Annotated in this window: 17 protein-coding genes; 8 read left to right on the forward strand and 9 right to left on the reverse strand. The window is 64.8% G+C overall.

Translation table 11 applies throughout. The annotated features are described in order from the left end of the window. Positions 1-2: 2 nt before the first annotated feature. The 6 genes from gmd to ACSLUQ_RS15575 form a co-directional block, all read right to left on the reverse strand. Positions 3-1,082, reverse strand: a complete 1,080-nt coding sequence (gene gmd, locus ACSLUQ_RS15550) for a GDP-mannose 4,6-dehydratase (RefSeq protein WP_417771600.1) — start codon at positions 1,080-1,082, stop codon at positions 3-5. Positions 1,083-1,202: 120 nt separating this feature from the next. Then, on the reverse strand, positions 1,203-2,078 hold the full coding sequence (locus ACSLUQ_RS15555) for an RNA polymerase factor sigma-32 (RefSeq protein WP_417771715.1): 876 nt from the start codon (positions 2,076-2,078) through the stop codon (positions 1,203-1,205). Between the two features lie 447 nt (positions 2,079-2,525). Then, positions 2,526-3,122, reverse strand: a complete 597-nt coding sequence (locus tag ACSLUQ_RS15560; RefSeq protein WP_417771599.1) for a CarD family transcriptional regulator — start codon at positions 3,120-3,122, stop codon at positions 2,526-2,528. Positions 3,123-3,542: 420 nt separating this feature from the next. Then, positions 3,543-3,881 (reverse strand): ferredoxin FdxA, encoded by a 339-nt coding sequence (fdxA, locus tag ACSLUQ_RS15565; RefSeq protein ID WP_417771598.1) that lies wholly within the window; start codon positions 3,879-3,881, stop codon positions 3,543-3,545. Positions 3,882-4,232: 351 nt separating this feature from the next. Next, entirely contained in the window at positions 4,233-4,694 is a 462-nt protein-coding gene (locus ACSLUQ_RS15570; protein WP_461809049.1) for an RNA-binding S4 domain-containing protein, read from the reverse strand. A gap of 58 nt (positions 4,695-4,752) precedes the next feature. Then, positions 4,753-7,935 (reverse strand): helicase-related protein, encoded by a 3,183-nt coding sequence (locus ACSLUQ_RS15575; protein WP_461809050.1) that lies wholly within the window; start codon positions 7,933-7,935, stop codon positions 4,753-4,755. Between the two features lie 838 nt (positions 7,936-8,773). On the opposite strand from ACSLUQ_RS15575, the gene pyc reads away from it, so the two are divergent. Both pyc and ACSLUQ_RS15585 read left to right on the forward strand, forming a co-directional pair. Beyond that, positions 8,774-12,244: a pyruvate carboxylase gene (gene pyc / locus ACSLUQ_RS15580; RefSeq protein WP_461809051.1), complete on the forward strand. Its 3,471-nt coding sequence runs from the start codon at positions 8,774-8,776 to the stop codon at positions 12,242-12,244. A gap of 24 nt (positions 12,245-12,268) precedes the next feature. Continuing rightward, on the forward strand, positions 12,269-13,477 hold the full coding sequence (locus tag ACSLUQ_RS15585; RefSeq protein WP_461809052.1) for a winged helix-turn-helix domain-containing protein: 1,209 nt from the start codon (positions 12,269-12,271) through the stop codon (positions 13,475-13,477). 13 nt (positions 13,478-13,490) lie between these two features. On the opposite strand, the gene ACSLUQ_RS15590 is transcribed toward ACSLUQ_RS15585, so the two are convergent. Together ACSLUQ_RS15590 and ACSLUQ_RS15595 are read right to left on the reverse strand one after the other, a co-directional pair. Continuing rightward, positions 13,491-13,937: a host attachment family protein gene (locus ACSLUQ_RS15590; RefSeq protein WP_461809053.1), complete on the reverse strand. Its 447-nt coding sequence runs from the start codon at positions 13,935-13,937 to the stop codon at positions 13,491-13,493. 179 nt (positions 13,938-14,116) lie between these two features. Continuing rightward, positions 14,117-14,578 carry a low molecular weight protein-tyrosine-phosphatase gene (locus ACSLUQ_RS15595; RefSeq protein ID WP_461809054.1) on the reverse strand — a complete coding sequence of 154 codons (462 nt, stop codon included), beginning with the start codon at positions 14,576-14,578 and terminating at the stop codon, positions 14,117-14,119. A 177-nt stretch (positions 14,579-14,755) separates the two neighbouring features. On the opposite strand from ACSLUQ_RS15595, the gene ACSLUQ_RS15600 reads away from it, so the two are divergent. Then, the gene (locus tag ACSLUQ_RS15600) at positions 14,756-15,049 is read left to right on the forward strand and encodes a 4a-hydroxytetrahydrobiopterin dehydratase (RefSeq protein ID WP_417771591.1); all 294 of its coding nucleotides are present in this window, start codon (positions 14,756-14,758) and stop codon (positions 15,047-15,049) included. An 11-nt stretch (positions 15,050-15,060) separates the two neighbouring features. Here the strand turns inward: ACSLUQ_RS15600 and ACSLUQ_RS15605 are convergent, their stop codons facing one another. Further along, positions 15,061-15,300 carry a sulfurtransferase TusA family protein gene (locus ACSLUQ_RS15605; protein ID WP_417771714.1) on the reverse strand — a complete coding sequence of 80 codons (240 nt, stop codon included), beginning with the start codon at positions 15,298-15,300 and terminating at the stop codon, positions 15,061-15,063. Positions 15,301-15,423: 123 nt separating this feature from the next. Between ACSLUQ_RS15605 and ACSLUQ_RS15610 the strand changes: the two genes are divergently transcribed. From ACSLUQ_RS15610 to ACSLUQ_RS15630, 5 genes are all read left to right on the forward strand, one after another. Further along, positions 15,424-15,975, forward strand: a complete 552-nt coding sequence (locus tag ACSLUQ_RS15610) for a DUF924 family protein (RefSeq protein ID WP_461809055.1) — start codon at positions 15,424-15,426, stop codon at positions 15,973-15,975. Between the two features lie 357 nt (positions 15,976-16,332). Next, the gene (locus ACSLUQ_RS15615) at positions 16,333-16,671 is read left to right on the forward strand and encodes a P-II family nitrogen regulator (RefSeq protein WP_461809056.1); all 339 of its coding nucleotides are present in this window, start codon (positions 16,333-16,335) and stop codon (positions 16,669-16,671) included. Positions 16,672-16,695: 24 nt separating this feature from the next. Then, positions 16,696-18,033 carry an ammonium transporter gene (locus ACSLUQ_RS15620; RefSeq protein ID WP_461809057.1) on the forward strand — a complete coding sequence of 446 codons (1,338 nt, stop codon included), beginning with the start codon at positions 16,696-16,698 and terminating at the stop codon, positions 18,031-18,033. Between the two features lie 209 nt (positions 18,034-18,242). Continuing rightward, positions 18,243-18,671, forward strand: a complete 429-nt coding sequence (locus ACSLUQ_RS15625; RefSeq protein WP_417771587.1) for a hypothetical protein — start codon at positions 18,243-18,245, stop codon at positions 18,669-18,671. A gap of 167 nt (positions 18,672-18,838) precedes the next feature. Further along, positions 18,839-19,201 (forward strand): hypothetical protein, encoded by a 363-nt coding sequence (locus ACSLUQ_RS15630; protein ID WP_417771586.1) that lies wholly within the window; start codon positions 18,839-18,841, stop codon positions 19,199-19,201. Positions 19,202-19,221 lie beyond the last annotated feature (20 nt).

Below are 19,221 nucleotides of genomic sequence, written 5' to 3' on the forward strand. Positions count from 1 at the left end.
TCCTACTCGTCCCGTCCGTAAGCGCGCCGCGCGTGGCGCTCGGTCCTCAGAAGCTCCATGTCGGCATCGACCATCTCGTCGACCAACGCCGAGAAACCGGTCGTGTGGCGCCAGCCCAGCCGCTCGCGCGCCTTTGTCGGATCACCAAGCAGGAGCTCGACCTCGGTCGGACGGAAATAGCGCGGATCGATGGCAATCAGCGTCTTGCCGCTCGCCTTGTCGCGGCCGGTCTCGTCCACCCCCTCGCCCGACCAGACGATGTCGCGCCCGGTTCGCGCGAAGGCGCGTTCGACGAACTCGCGCACCGAATGCATCTCGCCGGTGGCGAGCACGTAGTCGTCGGGCATGTCCTGTTGCAGCATCCGCCACATGCCCTCGGCATAGTCGCGGGCATGGCCCCAGTCGCGCTTGGAATCGAGATTGCCGAGGTAGAGCGTTTCCTGCAGGCCGAGCTCGATCGCCGCGACCGCGCGGGTGATCTTGCGGGTGACGAACGTCTCACCGCGCAGCGGGCTTTCGTGGTTGAACAAGATGCCGTTGCTGGCATGCATCCCGTAGGCTTCGCGGTAGTTCACCGTGATCCAGTAGCCATAGAGCTTGGCCGCGCCGTAGGGCGAGCGGGGATAGAAAGGCGTCGTCTCGCGCTGCGGGGTTTCCTGAACCTTGCCGAACAGCTCCGAGGTCGAGGCCTGGTAGAAGCGGCAGTCTTTCTCCATGCCGAGGATGCGAAGCGCTTCGAGCAGGCGCAGCACGCCGATGGCGTCGGCGTTGGCCGTGTACTCCGGCGTTTCGAAGCTCACCATGACGTGGCTCTGAGCCGCGAGGTTGTAGATCTCACAAGGACGAATCTCGCCGACGAGGCGGATCAGGTTCGAGCTGTCGGTGAGATCGCCATAGTGCATGAAGAAGCGTGCGTCGGCGTCGTGCCGGTCCTGCACGATGGGGTCGATGCGCCCGGTGTTGAACGAGGATGAGCGCCGCTTGAGGCCATGCACCTCATAGCCCTTGTCGAGAAGCAGGCGGGCTAGATAGGCCCCATCCTGTCCGGTCACGCCGGTGATGAGGGCGCGTGGTGCTGTCATCGACTGTTCCCCTTGAGCGCAGGTCGGCGGACGACCCGATGGAGGTTCCTCCTACTGCACTCAACGAAGACAGGCAACCGCGGGCAGGCCGCAATGGCGCGCCCGCGGGCAGGTGCCTCTTTACCCGCAGTAGGCGATCTTGTCGGGCTGCACCTTGAGGAGCGCCTGGCGCAGCTTCTCCAGTGCCCGGCTCTCGATCTGGCGTACACGCTCCTTGGAGATGCCAAGCTTCTGCCCCAGCGCCTCCAGCGTCGCGCCATCCTCGCTCAGTCTGCGCTCACGCACGATCCTGAGTTCGCGCTCGCTAAGCACGGCGAGGGCATTCTCCAGCCAGCGCGACCTGCGTTCGGTATCGATCGCCACGCCGACAGCCTCTTCGGGAAGCGGATCGGGCGAGACGAGAAAATCCTGTCGGTCGGAACTCGAGCCGTCGCCCTCCATCACCGGCGCATTGAGCGAGGTGTCGGGCCCCGACAGCCGGGCGCTCATGGTCTCGACGTCGGTAGTCTTCACGCCCATCGTCTCGGCAATCTGGCCGACAAGTTCGGACTCGGAGATCTGCGTGACACCACTCGACAGCTTGGCCCGCAACCGCCGAAGATTGAAGAACAAAGCCTTCTGCGTCGACGAGGTGCCGCCACGCACGATGGACCAGTTCCTGAGGATGTAGTCTTGAATCGAGGCGCGGATCCACCAGGTGGAATAGGTAGAGAAGCGAACTTCGCGCTCCGGATCGAAGCGCGCCGCAGCCTCGAGAAGCCCGATATGACCCTCCTGGATAAGGTCGCTCATGGACAGGCCAAAGTTGCGGTACTTGGCGGCAACCGCGATGACGAGGCGCATGTGGGCAAGGCTCAGCCGCTCGAGGGCACTCTCGTCGCCATCGCTTCGCCAGGCGACCGCGAGATCATGTTCCTCTTCGCGGGTGAGATAGGGCGCATTCATGGCTGCGCGAACCAGTTGACGACGGTTGCCGGAAAGATAGCTCACGGTCAGTTCCTCCGCGTCTTGCGTTCTCTGTCTTGTATACGCCTGGCCCCGGCGTTCGGTTCATTTCACAATCTTTGAAACAACCGGAGACCGCGTGATCTTGAGCGGTTGCCTGTCGCCATCCAACTGTGTGCGAGGCACAAGACAGTTCCCCGTTTTCCGCAGGAGCGGACACCAATCCATGGTGAGGGCGCACGCAGCAGGCCGTGGCATCGACAGGCACCACATCAGTTGGTCTGAGAATGCAGCACCTCATCGATCAGCGCAAATCGCACTTCCGTTACCCTGAGATCAGATTTTCTTATGAGGACGTCACACCGGGCGACGAGGCCTCGCCAGCGCGGGCCCCAAAAAAAAGCCCGGCGCATGCGCCGGGCCTTCAAACAATCCAACCGGAGTACCGGGCGGAAGCCTCCGCAACAACGTCCGAAAACGCGCGTGCGGGGGCTCCTGTCAGGCAGCCTCGGTCTGTTCCGCGTCGCCATCCTCGCCGTCGCCTTCCTCGGCGGCCGCGGCCGCTGCCTTGCGGCTGGCGGACTTGGCGAGGTTCTGTTCGATCTGGCGGATCGCCTCGGTGTCGGAGCACTTCTGGACCGCAGCGATCTCGCGCGACATCCGGTCGAGAGCGGCCTCGTAGAGCTGACGCTCGGAGTAGGACTGCTCGGGCTGGCTGTCGGAACGAAACAGATCGCGCACGACTTCCGCGATGGCAATCAGATCGCCGGAATTGATCTTCGCTTCATATTCCTGGGCGCGGCGGCTCCACATCGTGCGCTTCACGCGCGGACGTCCACGCACCGTCTCGAGAGACTTTTTCACTTCGACGGGCTCGGCGAGCTTGCGCATGCCCACGGAAGCGATCTTCGCTACCGGAACGCGAAGCGTCATCTTGTCCTGCTCGAAGTTGATCACCAGAAGCTCGAGCGCATAGCCCGCGACATTTTGCTCCTCGATCGCCGTGATCTGGCCGACGCCGTGAGACGGATAGACGATAAACTCGCCCGTCTTGTAACCCTGTCGCTGCGCGGTCTTCTTCATCGTTGTTGCCATACGCCTATGCTACTCCTGCGCAGTTGCGGCCAATTGCGGCCGTCGGCGAGTCCGGCCCTGCGCCGTCCCACCCTTCCACGGAGAAACGCACGTCCACGATCCCTGTACGATCCAGGGCCGCCGGCGTCCGTTATTCGCTGATCAGTCGACCGAACATGTAACCCCAGTCGTAAAGGAGAGAAGCCGCGGACCGCTCAAATCGAGACTGGACCGCAACCATAAAAAAACCTCCACCGGGAGGGAGAGAGACCGGACGATCGGTAACTGAGGAAAATACTATATCACGAAATCTTCCGATTTCAAAGCATCGCTCACAGGCACACGCGTTCGTCGGGGCGCGCGCGCCCCGGACGTGGCAGTTCCCGGCACCAGTCCGGGACATCTGGAAGCAGAGCCTGCCGGCCCCGCGAAGACACGAGATCAGTCGCCCGAGCCGGGTTCCGCAGAGAAATACTGCTCGAACTTTTCGGTCTTCCCGTCGAACTCCTCCGCTTCGGGCAGCGGATCCTTCTTGACCGTCAGGTTCGGCCACTTGGTGGCATACTCGGTGTTCACCTCGAGCCACTTTTCAAGGCCAGGCTCGGTGTCCGGCTTGATCGCATCGGCCGGGCATTCCGGCTCGCACACACCGCAGTCGATGCACTCGTCCGGATGGATGACGAGCATGTTCTCGCCCTCGTAGAAACAATCCACCGGGCACACCTCGACGCAGTCGGTGTACTTGCACTTGATGCAATTGTCCGTGACGATATAGGTCATCGTTGTCCTTTCAGCGAGACCGCCGATCCGGGAGCGCATTCTCCGGACCCGTCACCACCGCCTTCTTCCTATCCGAGCCGACGACGACCGGCCACATGACCCGCCAGACCGCCTGCCACACGGCCGGCGAAATGCTCCGCCCGTCTGCCTTTGTGTCTGCCTACCGGGTTTGCCGGAACGCATCAAGTTCGGAATATGTTGCGAACCATAGCCATCGGAGAACAGATTTCTCCGCTTTCCTTTTGCGGAAAGGGACATGGCCGATGCGACGGCTGGTGCGGGCCGGTCAATCTGTCGCAAGGAGGGCACACGCGCAGCGCCCCGGCGCCCGACGAGCCCCCTTGGCCGCCGTCAACCTTGATCGGGCCAGTCGTCGCGAAGCCGGTCCGTCTGGCGCCGGTCGCGCTTCGTCGGTCGCCCCGCCCCCGGATCGCGCCGCCCGGCCGGCGGCCCGTCGACGACAAGCACGGTCTCACCCTCGTCCGTTACCCGCGTTACCGCAGGCCTGGAGGGCTCCTGTTGCTCGACAAGCTCATAAAGGGTAGCTGCTTCCGGCGCCGGTCCGCGCCGTGTTCCCGGCAGGACGATCTTGAGCGTCCGGACCCGGTCCGCGACAGTGATCGTCAGCGTGTCTCCCGGCCGGACCGTCTTTGCTGGCGTCGTCGTCTTCTCGCGGTTGACTCGCACATGGCCGCTGGCAACGAGCTTCTGCGCGAGGCTGCGCGACTTCACCACCCGGGCGAACCAGAGCCACTTGTCGAGCCGCTGTGTGCCGGCGCCTGCTGCCGGCGCCTTGTCGTCACCCGCGCCCAAAACACCCTCGCGATGCCTGCGGGCGACCCCGCATGTCGCGGGATCGCCCGAAGAAATGTCAGTCCTTCGGCTTCTTTTCCAGGTCGGCCTTCAGTGCCGCCAGCTTGGCGAAGGGCGAGTCCGGGTCGATCCGGGCGGGACGATCATTGCGAGGAGCCGCCGGCTTGCCGCTGCCTCCCCGCTTGCCGCCGCCGTCCGGACGCGGCCCGCCGCGCCCACCGCCCTCGCCGCCGCGCGCGGCGCGGCCCTTGTCGAAACCGCCGCCCGGAGCGCGATTGCCCTTGCCGCGCGGCTTGCCACCCGACCGGTTACCGCCCTCGCCATCGCCGGCTGCACGATTGTTCTGGCCGCCGTTCTGGCCACGACGCGCGCCGCCGCCCTCACGCGGGCGCCGGTCACGACGCCCCGGCCGCCAGATGTCGATGGTGACCGTTTCCAACTCGGGCTGGCCAAGCGGCAGAACCGGCGTACCGGCCGCGTCGATCGACGCGGAAATTCCGTCGGCATCAACCGAAGTCAACGCACCGGCATCAGCCTGTGCCTCACCTTCACCGGCAGCCTCGGCCAATGTCGTTTCGCTCGGCGCATCCACCTCGGCAGGCGCCTGCTCGGCCGGAGTGTCCTCAGCCGGCACATCGCCGGCAACCAGCGCTGCGCCCGCCTCCGTCGCGTGCTCGACCGCCGCCGCCTCGCCAGAAGCGTCAGGCGCGGGCACAGCGGGTGCCGCTGCGTCGACGGCAAGCGTCACCGGCCGCTGGATTTCACGCGTCTCCGAGCGATAGCCGAGCGACTTCAGAACGGCGGAGAAATCCTCGCCGGCACAGCCGAGCAACGACGTCATCGCCACGGTCACGGTGAAACCGCCGCCTTCGGGGATCGCCCCCTCGGGAGGAGAAACCGTCGGATCGAGCGGCTTCCAGGCAAGAAGCGGGCGGATCAGGTCGGCAAGGCGCTCGAGAATGTCGATACGCACCGCCCGCGGCCCGCAGACGCGGAAGCCGACGACCTTGTAGAGAGCGGGGGCGATTTCCGGATCGACCGCGATCGAGGTTCGGCCGGAGGCCGAAAGCTGCGGCAGCTCGGCCAGCCCCGGCATGTCCGGATCGCCGTGCTTCAGCGCCCAGAGCTGAGCGATAAGACGGCTCGGAGCAGGCTTGAGAAGCGCGGGAACGAAGATGTGATAGGCGCCGAAACGCACGCCGAGCTTGCGCAGTCCCGCGCGCATCGTCTGGTCAAGCTGGCGAACGTCCTCGGAAATATCGCCACGCTCGAGAATGCCGAGCGCCTCGACGAGCCGGAACGCGATGCCCCGCGCCAGACCCTCGAGCCCTTCGCCGGTTTCAAGGTCGCGCAGCGGCTTGACGAGCGTGTCGATATGCGCCTTGAGCCACAGGTTCAGCCGCGCCTCGACCTTCTCGCGGTCCGCGGTCTCCACCCCCTCGTCGACAAGCAGCAGCAGGCCCGGAGCAAGCTCGCTCTCGCCGGCGATGAGCCGGCCAACGATCTCGCCCTGCCAGCGCAGGGCTCCGTCGGAGGCCAGAGCGAAGGCCTCGTTGCCGGCCCGTGACAGCCGGTCGGCACGCGCCGACAACTCGCTGGCAAGCGCTTTCTGGGCAACCGCCTTCAAGGCCTTTCCGTCAGGACCATCCGCTGCCGGGTCCGGCGCGAAGCGGAAGCCTTGCAGCTTGCCGACATGCTGTCCCTCGACAAGCACATCTCCTGCCGTCGTGATTTCCGCTTCAAGCATGGCGTTCTCTCTCAGCCGTCGCATCAATACACTGGTACGCCTGTCGACAAATCGCTGTGTCAGCCTGTCGTGCAGGGCGTCCGATAACCGGTCTTCTACGCCGCGCGTGACCCCTTGCCAATGGGCAGGATCTGCAAGCCAATCCGCACGGTTGGCGACAAACGTCCATGTGCGGATGTGGGCAATACGGTTGGCGAGCGTGTCGATGTCCCCATTCACCTTGTCGGCGAAGGCGACCTGACGCGCGAACCAGTCGTCGGGAATGACCCCATCGCGCGTCAGATGTCCATATATTCCTGCAATAAGATCCGCGTGGTTCGCCGGCGCGATCTTGCGATAATCCGGCACCTGGCAGACTTCCCAAAGCAGTTCCACCCTGCCAGCGCTGGCCGCGACCCGGCGAATTGCCTCGTCGCGCACCGCGTGATCGAAGGCCGTTTCGTCGGCCGAGGGCGGCGCGCGCGTCAGCCCCGGCTCGCGCGGTGCCTCGTCGAGCGCATGGCGCAGCGCCTCGATGGAGGAAAAGTCGAGGGCGCGATTGCGCCACTGGAAAACCTTGTGCGCCTCGAAGCGATGGCTCTCAAGCGCTTCGACCAGATCGTCATCGAACGGATCCACGCGCCCGGTCACGCCGAAGGTGCCGTCGCGGGTGTGCCGGCCGGCGCGGCCGCCAATCTGGCCGATCTCCGAAGGCGTGAGCATCCGGTACTGGTAGCCGTCGAACTTGCGGATGCCGGCGAAGGCGATGTGATCGACGTCGAGATTGAGCCCCATGCCGATCGCGTCGGTGGCGATCAGATGCTCGACGTCCCCATTCTGGAAAAGTTCGACCTGCGCGTTGCGCGTGCGCGGGCTCAGCGAACCGAGCACAACCGCTGCCCCACCGTGCTGACGGCGGATCAGCTCCGCGATCGCATAGACCTCGGCAGACGAAAAGGCGACCACGGCCGAGCGCGGCGGCAGGCGGGTGATCTTCTTCTGGCCTGAATAGGAAAGAACCGACATGCGCGGCCGGGTGACCACATTGAGCCCGGGCAAAAGGCGCTCAAGCAACGGCCGCGCGGTCGCGGAGCCGAGCAGCAGCGTCTCCTCGGAGCCACGCATGTTGAGAAGCCGGTCGGTAAACACATGGCCGCGCTCGAAATCGGCGGCGAGCTGCACTTCATCGATGGCAACGAAGTCGACCTTCAGGTCGAGCGGCATCGCCTCCACGGTCGCCACCCAGAAAACCGCGTCCGGCGGCACGATCTTCTCCTCGCCAGTGACGAGGGCAACCTTCTTCTCGCCGACCCGCTGGACGATGCGGCCATAGACCTCACGCGCCAGCAGCCGCAGCGGCAGACCAATGACACCCGATCCGCGCGCAATCATGCGCTCGATGGCCAGATGCGTCTTGCCCGTGTTGGTGGGCCCGAGCACGGCGGTCACCGTACGCGCACGCACGCTGGTCGGGAGCTGCGTGCGAGACGACTGCAAATATCCGGATTGAACCATATCGTGCGACGACGCGAGGCGGCCTTCTGGCGACGGCTGTCCGGACCGCTCCTCCACCGGCACGCCAGCCAGCGACGGGGGGCGGCCCCCGGAGAACTCGAACCCGGCAAGCCCGGGACCCTGTAACTGCCCGAAACACGAGGTCCGCAAACGATGCGGACCAAGTCTCGGCCTGATTGTCTGGTAGCACAGAGCCGCTGCGGCTGTCCCCCCTCTTTTCACCGGCCTCGACCAAGCCCGGGCGACGCGCCTCCAGACCCGATACCCGCTCCCCCTTCACCGGAAAATCTGTGCGAGCGACAGACGGAATCAGGGTGAATGGAACGAGTCCCGAACAAAGCCAGATCGAATCGATGCCAGTCGAATGTTCTCTATTTGTTTTACACAAGATGTTGGGGAAATCGCACGCACCCACGCGAAATGCTGAATCACAACAGGATCTTGGCTGGCATGATGACCTACAGGTCGCCCGGCGGCGAATGTTGGGAAAGAATTGAGATTTCGTAAACCGAACACCTAAAATTCAATTGATACGGTTAAGCATTCGACGAAACCACGAACGAAGCCTGTCCGAATCGCTGACCGGACGATGTTCCTGATTTACCCCAACCCGATCTCGTGCTTCGGCCCGCCAGCGACACAAGATCTGCCTGGCATTTTTCAAAGATGACCGCCCGCCCTCCGCTGGAGTTAGGACTTCTGTCTCGTTTCGACACGCATCGAGGCGACCCGGGTCCGATAGGGCGATGCAATGACGACGATTGCAGTGCAGCATCTTTCCATGGCTTCGGCGGACCTGTAAAACGCACATAGCAGCAGCCATGCAGGAGGGGTAAACGTGGCCATTCGCAAGATCCTTGTCGCCAATCGCTCGGAAATCGCCATCCGTATCTTCCGCGCCGCCAGCGAGCTGGGGATGAGAACGGTCGCGGTCTTCGCCGAGCAGGACAAGCTGGCGCTGCATCGCTTCAAGGCCGATGAGGCCTACCAGATCGGCAAGGGACCGCATCTGCCGGAGCCGTTGGGGCCCATCGAGGCGTATCTGTCCATTCCCGAAATCATCCGCGTCGCCAGGGCCGCGAATGTCGACGCCATTCATCCCGGCTACGGCTTCCTCTCCGAAAGCCCGGAGTTTGCCGAAGCCTGCGCCGAGGCCGGCCTCATCTTCATCGGCCCCTCGCCGGACACGATGCGCCGGCTCGGCAACAAGGTCGCCGCGCGCAATCTCGCCATTGAGGCGGGCGTGCCCGTGATGCCAGCGACCGACCCGCTTCCCGACGATATGGGCGAGGTGAGCCGGCTTGCCGGGGAGATCGGCTATCCGCTGATGCTCAAGGCCTCCTGGGGCGGCGGCGGCCGCGGCATGCGTGTCATCCGCGACGAGGAAACCCTTCTGCGTGACGTGGACGCAGCCAAGCGCGAAGCCCGCGCCGCCTTCGGCAAGGACGAGATCTATCTTGAAAAGCTCGTCGAGCGCGCGCGCCACGTCGAGGTACAGATCCTCGGCGACAGCCACGGCAATCTCGTCCACCTCTTCGAGCGCGACTGCTCCATCCAGCGCCGCCACCAGAAGGTCGTGGAGCGTGCGCCGGCCCCCTATCTCTCGCCCGAGCAGCGCGCGGAGATCTGCGAATACGGTCTGAAGATCGGCAAGGCTGTCGGCTATTGCGGCGCCGGCACGGTCGAGTTCCTGATGGACGTCGACACCGGCTCATTTTACTTCATCGAGGTCAATCCGCGCGTCCAGGTCGAGCACACAGTCACCGAGGAAGTGACTGGCGTCGACATCGTCAAGGCGCAGATCCGCATCAGCTCCGGCGCGATGATCGGCGACCCGGCCTCGGGCGTGCCACCCCAGCAGGAGATGCGCCTCAACGGCCACGCGCTTCAGTGCCGCATCACCACCGAGGACCCGGAACAGAACTTCATTCCCGATTACGGCCGCATCACCGCCTATCGCGGCGCGACCGGATTCGGCATCCGGCTCGACGGCGGCACCGCCTATTCCGGCGCCGTGATCACGCGCTACTATGATCCGCTTCTGGAGAAGGTCACAGCCTGGGCCCCCTCGGCCGAGGAAGCCGCCCAGCGCATGGATCGCGCGCTTCGCGAGTTCCGCATCCGCGGCGTCGCCACGAACCTCGTCTTCCTCGAGAACGTCATCGGCCATCCGGACTTCCGCGCCAACAGCTACACGACCCGCTTCATCGACGAGACGCCGGCGCTCTTCGAGCAGGTGACGAGGCGTGACCGCGCCACCAAGCTCCTGACCTATATCGCCGACGTATCGGTGAACGGGCACCCGGAGACCAAGACCCGCCCGCGTCCGCCGGCGGACGCGCCGGCGCCCGTATCGCCCGTCTACGACACCCCTGTCGCCGACGGCACCCGCCAGCTTCTCGACAAGCTCGGCCCGACCGGCTTCGCCTCCTGGATGAAGGAGCAGACGCGCCCGCTCGTCACCGACACGACGATGCGCGACGCCCACCAGTCGTTGCTCGCCACCCGCATGCGCACCTTCGACATCGCCCAGGTGGCGGAAGCCTATGCGCGCGGCCTTCCGCAGCTGTTCTCTCTGGAATGCTGGGGCGGAGCGACCTTCGACGTCGCCATGCGCTTCCTCACAGAGGACCCCTGGGAGCGACTGCGGCTGGTGCGCGAGCGCGCGCCAAACATCCTGCTGCAGATGCTTCTGCGCGGGGCTAACGGTGTCGGTTACGCCAATTATCCCGATAATGTGGTGCGGGACTTCGTCGCCCGCGCGGCGGAAAACGGCATCGACCTGTTCCGCGTCTTCGACTGCCTCAACTGGGTGGAGAACATGCGCGTCTCCCTCGATGCGGTGATCGAGGCGGACAAGCTGTGCGAGGGCGTGATCTGCTACACCGGCGATCTCAATGACAGCGCCCGGCCGAAATACGACCTCGCCTATTACATCCGCCTGGCCAAGGACCTGGAAAAGGCGGGTTGCCACATCCTCGGCGTCAAGGACATGGCCGGCCTGATGAAGCCGGACGCGGCGAGGACCCTCTTCACCGCACTGAAGCAGGAAGTGGGGCTGCCGATCCACTTCCACACCCACGACACCTCGGGCATTTCCGCGGCAAGCGTGCTGGCGGCGGTCGAGGCCGGCGTCGATGCCTTCGACGCGGCGATGGACGCGCTGTCCGGCCTGACCTCCCAGCCGGCACTCGGCTCATTGGCCGCGAGCCTTGCCGGCGGCCGGCACGACACCGGGCTTGATCCCCGCGTTATCCGCGAAATCTCCTTCTACTGGGAAGCGGTGCGCACCCAGTACCGCGCCTTCGAGAGCGACCTAAAGTCGCCCGCCTCGGAGGTCTACCTGCACGAGATGCCGGGCGGCCAGTTCACCAATCTCAAGGAGCAGGCCCGCTCGCTCGGCCTCGAAATGCGCTGGCATGAGGTGGCGCAGGCGTATCACGACGTCAACATGCTGTTCGGCGACATCGTCAAGGTGACCCCCTCCTCCAAGGTCGTGGGCGACATGGCGCTGATGATGGTGAGCCAGGGCCTTTCCGTCGCCGACGTGCTCTCGCCGGAAAAGGACGTCGCCTTCCCCGACAGCGTCGTGCAGATGATGCGCGGCGACCTTGGACAGTCGCCCGGTGGCTGGCCGCAGGAGATCCAGTCCCGCGTGCTCAAGGGCGAGACGCCGATCACCGTGCGGCCGGGCTCGCTGCTCACCGACGACGATCTCGCCGCGCGTCGCGCCGAGGCGGAGGAGAAGACCGGCACCACGCTCGATGACGCCGAACTCGCCTCCTACCTGATGTACCCGAAGGTCTTCACCGACTTCGCTGCCGCGCGCGACCTCTATGGCCCGGTGAGCGTGTTGCCGACCCCGGTCTATTTCTACGGCCTTTCGGTCGGCGACGAAGTCCTGATCGAACTCGAGCCGGGCAAGACGCTGGTCGTCCGCTGCCAGGCGATCGGCGAGACGGACGAGAACGGCGAGAAGAAGGTGTTTTTCGAGCTGAACGGCCAGCCGCGCATCATCAAGGTTCCGGACAGGGCGCACGGGTCGACAGGCGCGGCCGTCCGTCGCAAGGTGGAGCCGGGCAACGTTGCCCACGTCGGCGCGCCGATGCCCGGCGTGATTTCGACCGTTACGGTGAAGGCGGGCCAGCAGGTGACCAGCGGCGACGTACTCGTCTCCATCGAGGCGATGAAGATGGAGACCGCACTCCATTCGGACCGTTCCGGAACCATCGCCGAGGTGCTTGTGACACCGGGCCAGCAGGTCGATGCCAAGGACCTGCTCGTCGTCTTCGAGGCCGCGGCGGACTGAACGGAAGACAAGGGAAGACGCGACGTGACGCTGACCATTGCATCCGCCGACCTGCGCCGCGTCTTCCTTCACCTTCAGGGCCTGTCCGATCAGCCGGGGCGGCGGATCGACAGGAATGGCGTGCATGAAATGATCGACCGGCTCGGCTTCGTGCAGGTCGACAGCATCAATACGGTCACCCGCGCTCACCACCAGATCCTGTTCTCGCGCAACCAGACCTACCGGGAGGACCAACTCACCGGCCTTCTCGAGCGCGACCGCGCGTTGTTCGAGAACTGGACGCACGACGCCTCGATCATTCCCGCCGCTGCCTACCCCTATTGGCGCCACCGCTTCGCGCGCGAACAGAAACGGCTGAAGGCGCGCTGGACCAACTGGCACGGGCACGACTTCCACGACGAAATTGAGCGGGTCCATGCCCATGTACGCGACAACGGACCGTCGCGGGCGCGCGACTTCGACAGCGAGCGCGACCGAAAGGAGCCCGGCTGGTGGAACTGGCAGCCGGGCAAGACCGCGCTGGAATATCTCTGGCGCTGCGGCGAGATCGCCGTTACAGCCCGCGAGAATTTCGCCAAGATCTACGATCTTTCCGAACGCGTGATCCCGTCAGGGCACTTCGGCGAACAGGTCTCGCAGGCCGATTTCATCGACTGGGCCTGCCGCTCCGCGCTCGAGAAACTCGGTGTTGCGACCCATGGCGAAATCGCCGCCTTCTACGACCTGGTCACACCCGATGAGGCAAAGGCCTGGTGCACGCAGGAAAGAGGGCGTTCGATCCTGCCCGTGGAAATCGCGACCGAAGCGGGGGGAAAACCGCGCGCGGCCTTCGCGCGAGCGGACATCCGCGAGGTGATTGACGCGGCTCCGGAGCCACCGGCGCGCATGCGCGTTCTCAGCCCCTTCGACCCGGTGCTGCGGGACCGCAAGCGCGCCGAACGGCTTTTCGGCTTTGCCTACCGCATCGAGGTCTTTGTCCCGGCGCCAAAGCGCACTTACGGCTACTATGTGTTTCCGCTGCTGGAGAAAGACCGGCTCGTTGGACGCGTCGACATGGTCTGCCGGCGCGCCGAAGGTGTTCTTGAGGTCACCGCCTTCTGGCCGGAAAAGGGTGTGCGCCTGGGGGAAGGCCGGCTCGCCCGCCTCGAGGCGGAACTCGCTCGCATGGCCCGCTTCACCGGCATGGACCGCGTGCGCCTGGCCGATGGCTGGCGCCGCGATCCCGCCGGCTAGAGAGCAATCGGGATCAGGAGCAAAGCACCTTCTCGATACTGTCGGGCGGATGACCGGTCAGCGTCTTGTCGACCTCGGCAACGACCCGGCTCGACACTTCCTTGTGGAACGCCTTGCGCAGGTCTCCAAGTGTTGTGGGAGGCGCCACGACAACAAGCTTCGAGAATTTCCCCTTGTGCGCCAGCACGTAGAGCCGGTCGGCGATATCCTTGGCGAAGCGGTGCTTCTCCATCAGGTGCCAGTCGGTCGGCTCCATGGCACTGCGATGGGGACCGGGGCCATCGCTTCGGCGGCCCGGGGCATCCGTTCCCTGCTCGGAGGTCGAAGGATTGTCCTGTTCGAGCACCTCCAGAATCTGCAGGTTCGGATAATCTGCATCGCCTTCATTGCGGAAGAACAGGGCTTTTTCGCCATCTCCGACAAGCACCCAGGCGTCGTGTTCGATGCGGCAACCGCTCATGGTCGTCCTCCTGTACAGGTCGCTTCGGGCCTTCGCGAACCATCGCGACGCCCGGCGGCCACCCCTCCATGCCCCACCTTCCTAGATAGTCCGTCCGGCAGGAATTTAAACGGCTTGCGCGACGATCACCCTGTCGCTGACGGCGCCCCGCGCCGCCTTACGCTCCCCTTGGTGCCGGCTCACGATCCGAGGATCTCGTCCGCCAGGGCAGAGGCTCCGCGTTTCAACATCTCGTAGACACGTTCGAACCCGTCCGCTCCCCCGTAATAAGGGTCGGGAACGTCGCGATCGAGAAACCGGCGCAACCGCCCCTCGGCCCGCAGCGTCGCCGCCGAAGCACCTGCAAGCCGGAACAGGTTGGCAAGATTTTCACCGTCCATCGCCAGCACGAGATCGAAGCGGGAGAAATCCTCCGCCCTCACCTGCCGCGCACGCTGCCCCGAGATATCGATCCCGTGCCGCATGGCAACCTCCACCGAGCGCGGGTCGGGCGGATTGCCCACATGCCAGGAGCCGGTGCCGGCGGAAGCGACCATGATCCGGTCGCCCGCCCCCCGGCCGACAAGTTCGGCGCGCAGGATGCCCTCGGCCAGTGGCGAGCGACAGATATTGCCGAGACAGACAAACAGAACGGATGTCATGGAAACTCCCGTGTTCGATTTTGCCGAAGCACCGCGCTGCACCCGGAGCGGTTGGCGACAAGTGCCACAGGCGGGGTTTCAGGGCGCGGCCGGCGACCTATCTTCAAAAGAGAGCCGGGACAGGACCGGAAACCGCAAGAAGTGCCCGCGGTCACATCCCGGGCGCAAGGAGGACAGATGGCCAGGAACCTTGACGAGGCAGCGCGCAACGCGGCGCTCGCGGAACTGACGGGCTGGAGCCTGGGCGGCGAGGGAAAGACGATCACCCGCCGGTTCGCCTTCGCCGATTTCACCGCCGCCTTCGGCTTCATGGCCCAGGTCGCGCTCATCGCCGAGAAGATGAGCCATCATCCCGACTGGTCCAATGTCTACAACCGCGTGGAAATCACCCTGACCACCCATGATGCCGGTGGTCTGACCGAGCGCGACATTGTGCTGGCTCGCGCGATCGACGGGCTGGTCGGGGGCTAGAGGAAGACGGCTCAGTTGCCGCACTCGATCAGAAAGACATGCGCCGTACCTTCCTGCGCGCGTTCGACAAGCCTGTGCCCGGCCTCCTGGCAATAGTGCGGAATGTCGATGACCGACATCGGATCGGTGGCGACGACCCTGAGCCGCGCGCCGGCAGCGAGCCGCGACAGGGCCTTGCGCGTCCTGAGCACCGGAAGAGGGCATTTCAGTCCCTTCAGATCAAGCTCCTGTGCGCCCTCGCCGTCCACCATCGTCGTCACCCGTTTTCATATCCGTCATCAGACGGCATCATTCACCACCGGCCGACACCCCGCGTGCCGGTTTCCTTCGCCGGGTCCGTCGGATCCGCAAGGTTGCAGGAGCATAAGCCGCAAATGACCATGGACAAGCCCACCCCTTTCGACGTTCTCGATTTCTGGTGGACCGCCGGACCGCAGAAATGGTTCGCCCGCAGCGATGCCTTCGATGCCGAGATCCGTGAGCGGTTCGAGACGGCGAGCGCCGCGGCCGGCAGGGGCGACCTCGACGACTGGGCCACGACGCCGCATGGCGCTCTTGCCCTGATCATCCTGCTGGACCAATTCCCCCGCAACCTCTACCGCAACGACGCAAGGGCCTTCGCCAGCGACCAGCGCGCGCTGAAGACGGCGGAACGGGCGCTCGAACAGGGTTTCGACAAGGCATTTCCGACGCAGGCCCGCACCTTCTTCTACCTCCCCTTCGAGCACGCCGAGGACATCGCGGCGCAGGAGCGCAGCGTCGATCTCTTCCGCCGCCTCGCAAATCAGGAGACCTATTTCTACGCACTCCTGCATCTGGACGTGATCCGGCGCTTCGGCCGCTTTCCGCATCGAAACCCCGTGCTTGGTCGCGAAACGAGCCCGGCCGAAGCCGCCTATCTCGCCGACGGCGGTTTCGGCTCCTGATGCGCTCTTATCCATGCCCGCTTTTTGTGCACATGATTTGATCATACGCAAAGCCACGAAGTGACTATTATTTAGGCATAAATATAAATCGCTCCCGGCTTGCCCAAGCCGGGAGCGCCGGCCTCGGCACTCGGCGCTTCGCCTTTGTTTTTCCTTGTATTTTCTTCCCAAAAGACGCCCGTTTTCCGGCTCTTTTCGCACTGCAATACGACTTGGCACGCTCCTTGAAAAGGATGGGACGGCGTCAATCGGACCCGCGCGTCCCAGCTTCGGGATCGCGCTCCGGTTCGGGTCATTCCGTCGAGGGGGCATTTGGCCTGAGGCGGACACGCAGCAGGGAAAGGAACGGAACCGAGCATGAAAATCGTGATGGCCATCATAAAGCCGTTCAAGCTCGACGAGGTGCGCGACGCCCTCACGAGCATCGGCGTTCAGGGACTTACGGTCTCGGAAGTCAAGGGCTACGGGCGCCAGAAGGGGCACACCGAGATCTATCGCGGCACGGAATACGCCGTGAGCTTCCTGCCCAAGCTGAAGATCGAGGTCGCCGTTGCCTCGGACCTCGCCGACAAGGTCGTCGAGGCGATCGCCGCAGCCGCGAAGACCGGCCAGATCGGCGACGGCAAGATCTTCGTCTACGCGCTCGACCAGGTGCAGCGCATCCGCACCGGCGAAACCGACGCCGCGGCGCTTTGATCCATTCGAGCAAGGGAAATCCCGATGAAACTCAGCTTTGAAAAAGTCGGCCTGGCATCGCTTGCGCTCCTCGCGGCGACCGGCTCGGCACTGGCCCAGGATGCTGCTCCGGCAGCCGAGGCCCCTCAGTATGCTCTCGCCAGCGACACCGCCTTCATCTTCAACACCCTGCTGTTCCTGATCGGCGGCTTCCTGGTGATGTGGATGGCGGCAGGCTTCGCCATGCTCGAAGCCGGCCTCGTTCGCACCAAGAACGTGTCGATGCAGTGCCTCAAGAACATTGCGCTCTATTCCGTCGCGGGCATCATGTATCTGCTCGTCGGCTACAGCCTGATGTACACCAACGTCAACGGCGGCTACATGGGCACGTTCGCCGTCTACGGCTGGCCGGCGGCCGGCACCGCCAACGAGGGCAGCTACGCTGTCGCCTCCGACTGGTTCTTCCAGATGGTCTTCGTCGCGACCGCGGCCTCGATCGTCTCCGGCACGCTCGCCGAGCGCATCAAGCTCTGGCCGTTCCTGTTCTTCACGGTCATCCTCACCGGCTTCATCTACCCGATCGCCGGCTCCTGGCAGTGGGGCGCCGGCTGGCTCTCCGAGATGGGCTTCTCCGACTTCGCCGGCTCCACGCTGGTGCACTCCGTCGGCGGCTGGGCGGCTCTTTCCGGCGCTCTCATCCTCGGCGCGCGCCGTGGCAAGTACGTCGATGGCAAGGTGATCCCGATGCCGGGCTCCTCCATGCCGCTCGCAACCCTCGGCACCTTTATCCTGTGGCTCGGCTGGTTCGGCTTTAACGGCGCATCGCAGCTCGCCATGGGCACCAACTCCGACGTCTCCGACATCTCGCGCATTTTCGCCAACACCAATCTGGCCGCTGCCGGCGGCGTGGTTGCCGCGATCATCCTGACGCAGATCCTCTACAAGAAGGTCGACGTCACGATGGCTCTGAACGGCGCGCTTGCCGGTCTCGTCTCGATCACCGCCGAGCCGCTGATGCCCTCGCCGATCCTTGCCGTGCTGATCGGCGCCGTCGGCGGTGTCATCGTGGTCTTCGCCGTGCCGCTGCTCGACAAGCTGAAGCTCGACGACGTGGTCGGCGCAATCCCGGTCCACCTGCTGTGCGGCATCTGGGGCACGATCATCGTCCCGCTCACAAACCCCGAGACATCCTACGTCACCCAGTTCATCGGCATTGTCGCCTATGGCGTGTTCACCTTCGTGGCCAGCGGCGTCGTCTGGTACCTGCTGAAGGTGACCGTCGGCATCCGCGTCACGGCCGAGGAAGAGGCCATGGGTCTCGACAAGGCCGAAGTTGGCGTCGAGGCCTATCCCGAATTCGGCCAGGGCAGCCAGCGCGCCTGACCCGGCTGGACACATCTCCCGAACGGCTGCCGCACCGGCGACCGTGACTACAGGGCCCGGAGCACCGCTTCGGGCCCTTTTTTCTCGTCCGGTCTCCCAGTCTCTTCCGGCCTTGCCGCAAGGCCGGAGACACATCATTGTGCGGCGGCGCCGGCGAATCCCTTTTCGGGACGATCTCCGGGCGCAGCAAACGGACGAGGATCCCCGGCATGCCGATGTTCATATCCATTCCGCTGACCGTCGCACCGCTTCTGGTCTACAACCTCCTCGCCTACTCGCTGCTCGGCGACACCGGCGGCGACCCCTGGGCCGCCCCGATCGTCACCGTCGAGCTGGTCTCCGGCGCCCGCTTCACGCTCGTCATCGGCGACCTGATGATCATCGCCGGCCTGGCCCTGCTGTTCGTCGAGCTGCTCAAGGCCACGCGCACCGGCGTCGTCGCGCTGACAGACCACATCCTCTCGACCCTCGTCTTCATCGCCTATCTGGTCGAGTTCCTGACCGTGCGCGAGGCGGCGACCTCGGTCTTCTTCATCCTGATGTTCATCTCGCTGGTCGATGTAATCGCCGGCTTCTCGATCACGATCACCGGCGCCCGCCGCGACTTCGGCGTCTCGCCCGGCGACCACATGCACTGACGCCTCCGCGCCGACGCATAACGTCGGGTTTTCCAGAGATTTCCCACCCCGAATCAACCTTCCGTTACGTTAGTCGTTAACAAAAAGTTATCGACTGGCACGGCATTTGCGCTAAATTCCTCGGCAATACCGCCAGTGTCTCGAATTGGCACGCCGAGGAGGCGACGATGCGGATCGTAGCGGCAAATCGTACGGGGAAGGGACCGGGGCGCACCGAAAGGACGCAGCGCACGGGCGCTCGCCCTCACAGGAACGGCGCATCGGCGGGAACGGCCGGTGCCGGCGGCAGCCGCAATGCGCTCGTCGTCACCGCCGTCGAGCCTGTCGTCGAGGCGACGGCCAACCGCTTCGCGCGGATCTACCGTCCCAGCGCCATGCTGATTGCCCAGCTCATCGCGCTTCGCGAGAACATGCCCCAGCAGCGCGCGCGCCGGCGCGCAGAGCCGGCTGAAGCCATTGACGCTTATCGCTCGGCCGAGCGTCGTCCCCGCACCCAGGAAACAGGGCGCGTGTTGTCCGTGAGCCGCTGAGGCTGGCCACGGGCAACGCC

The sequence above is a fragment of the Stappia sp. ICDLI1TA098 genome (genome assembly GCF_054880955.1).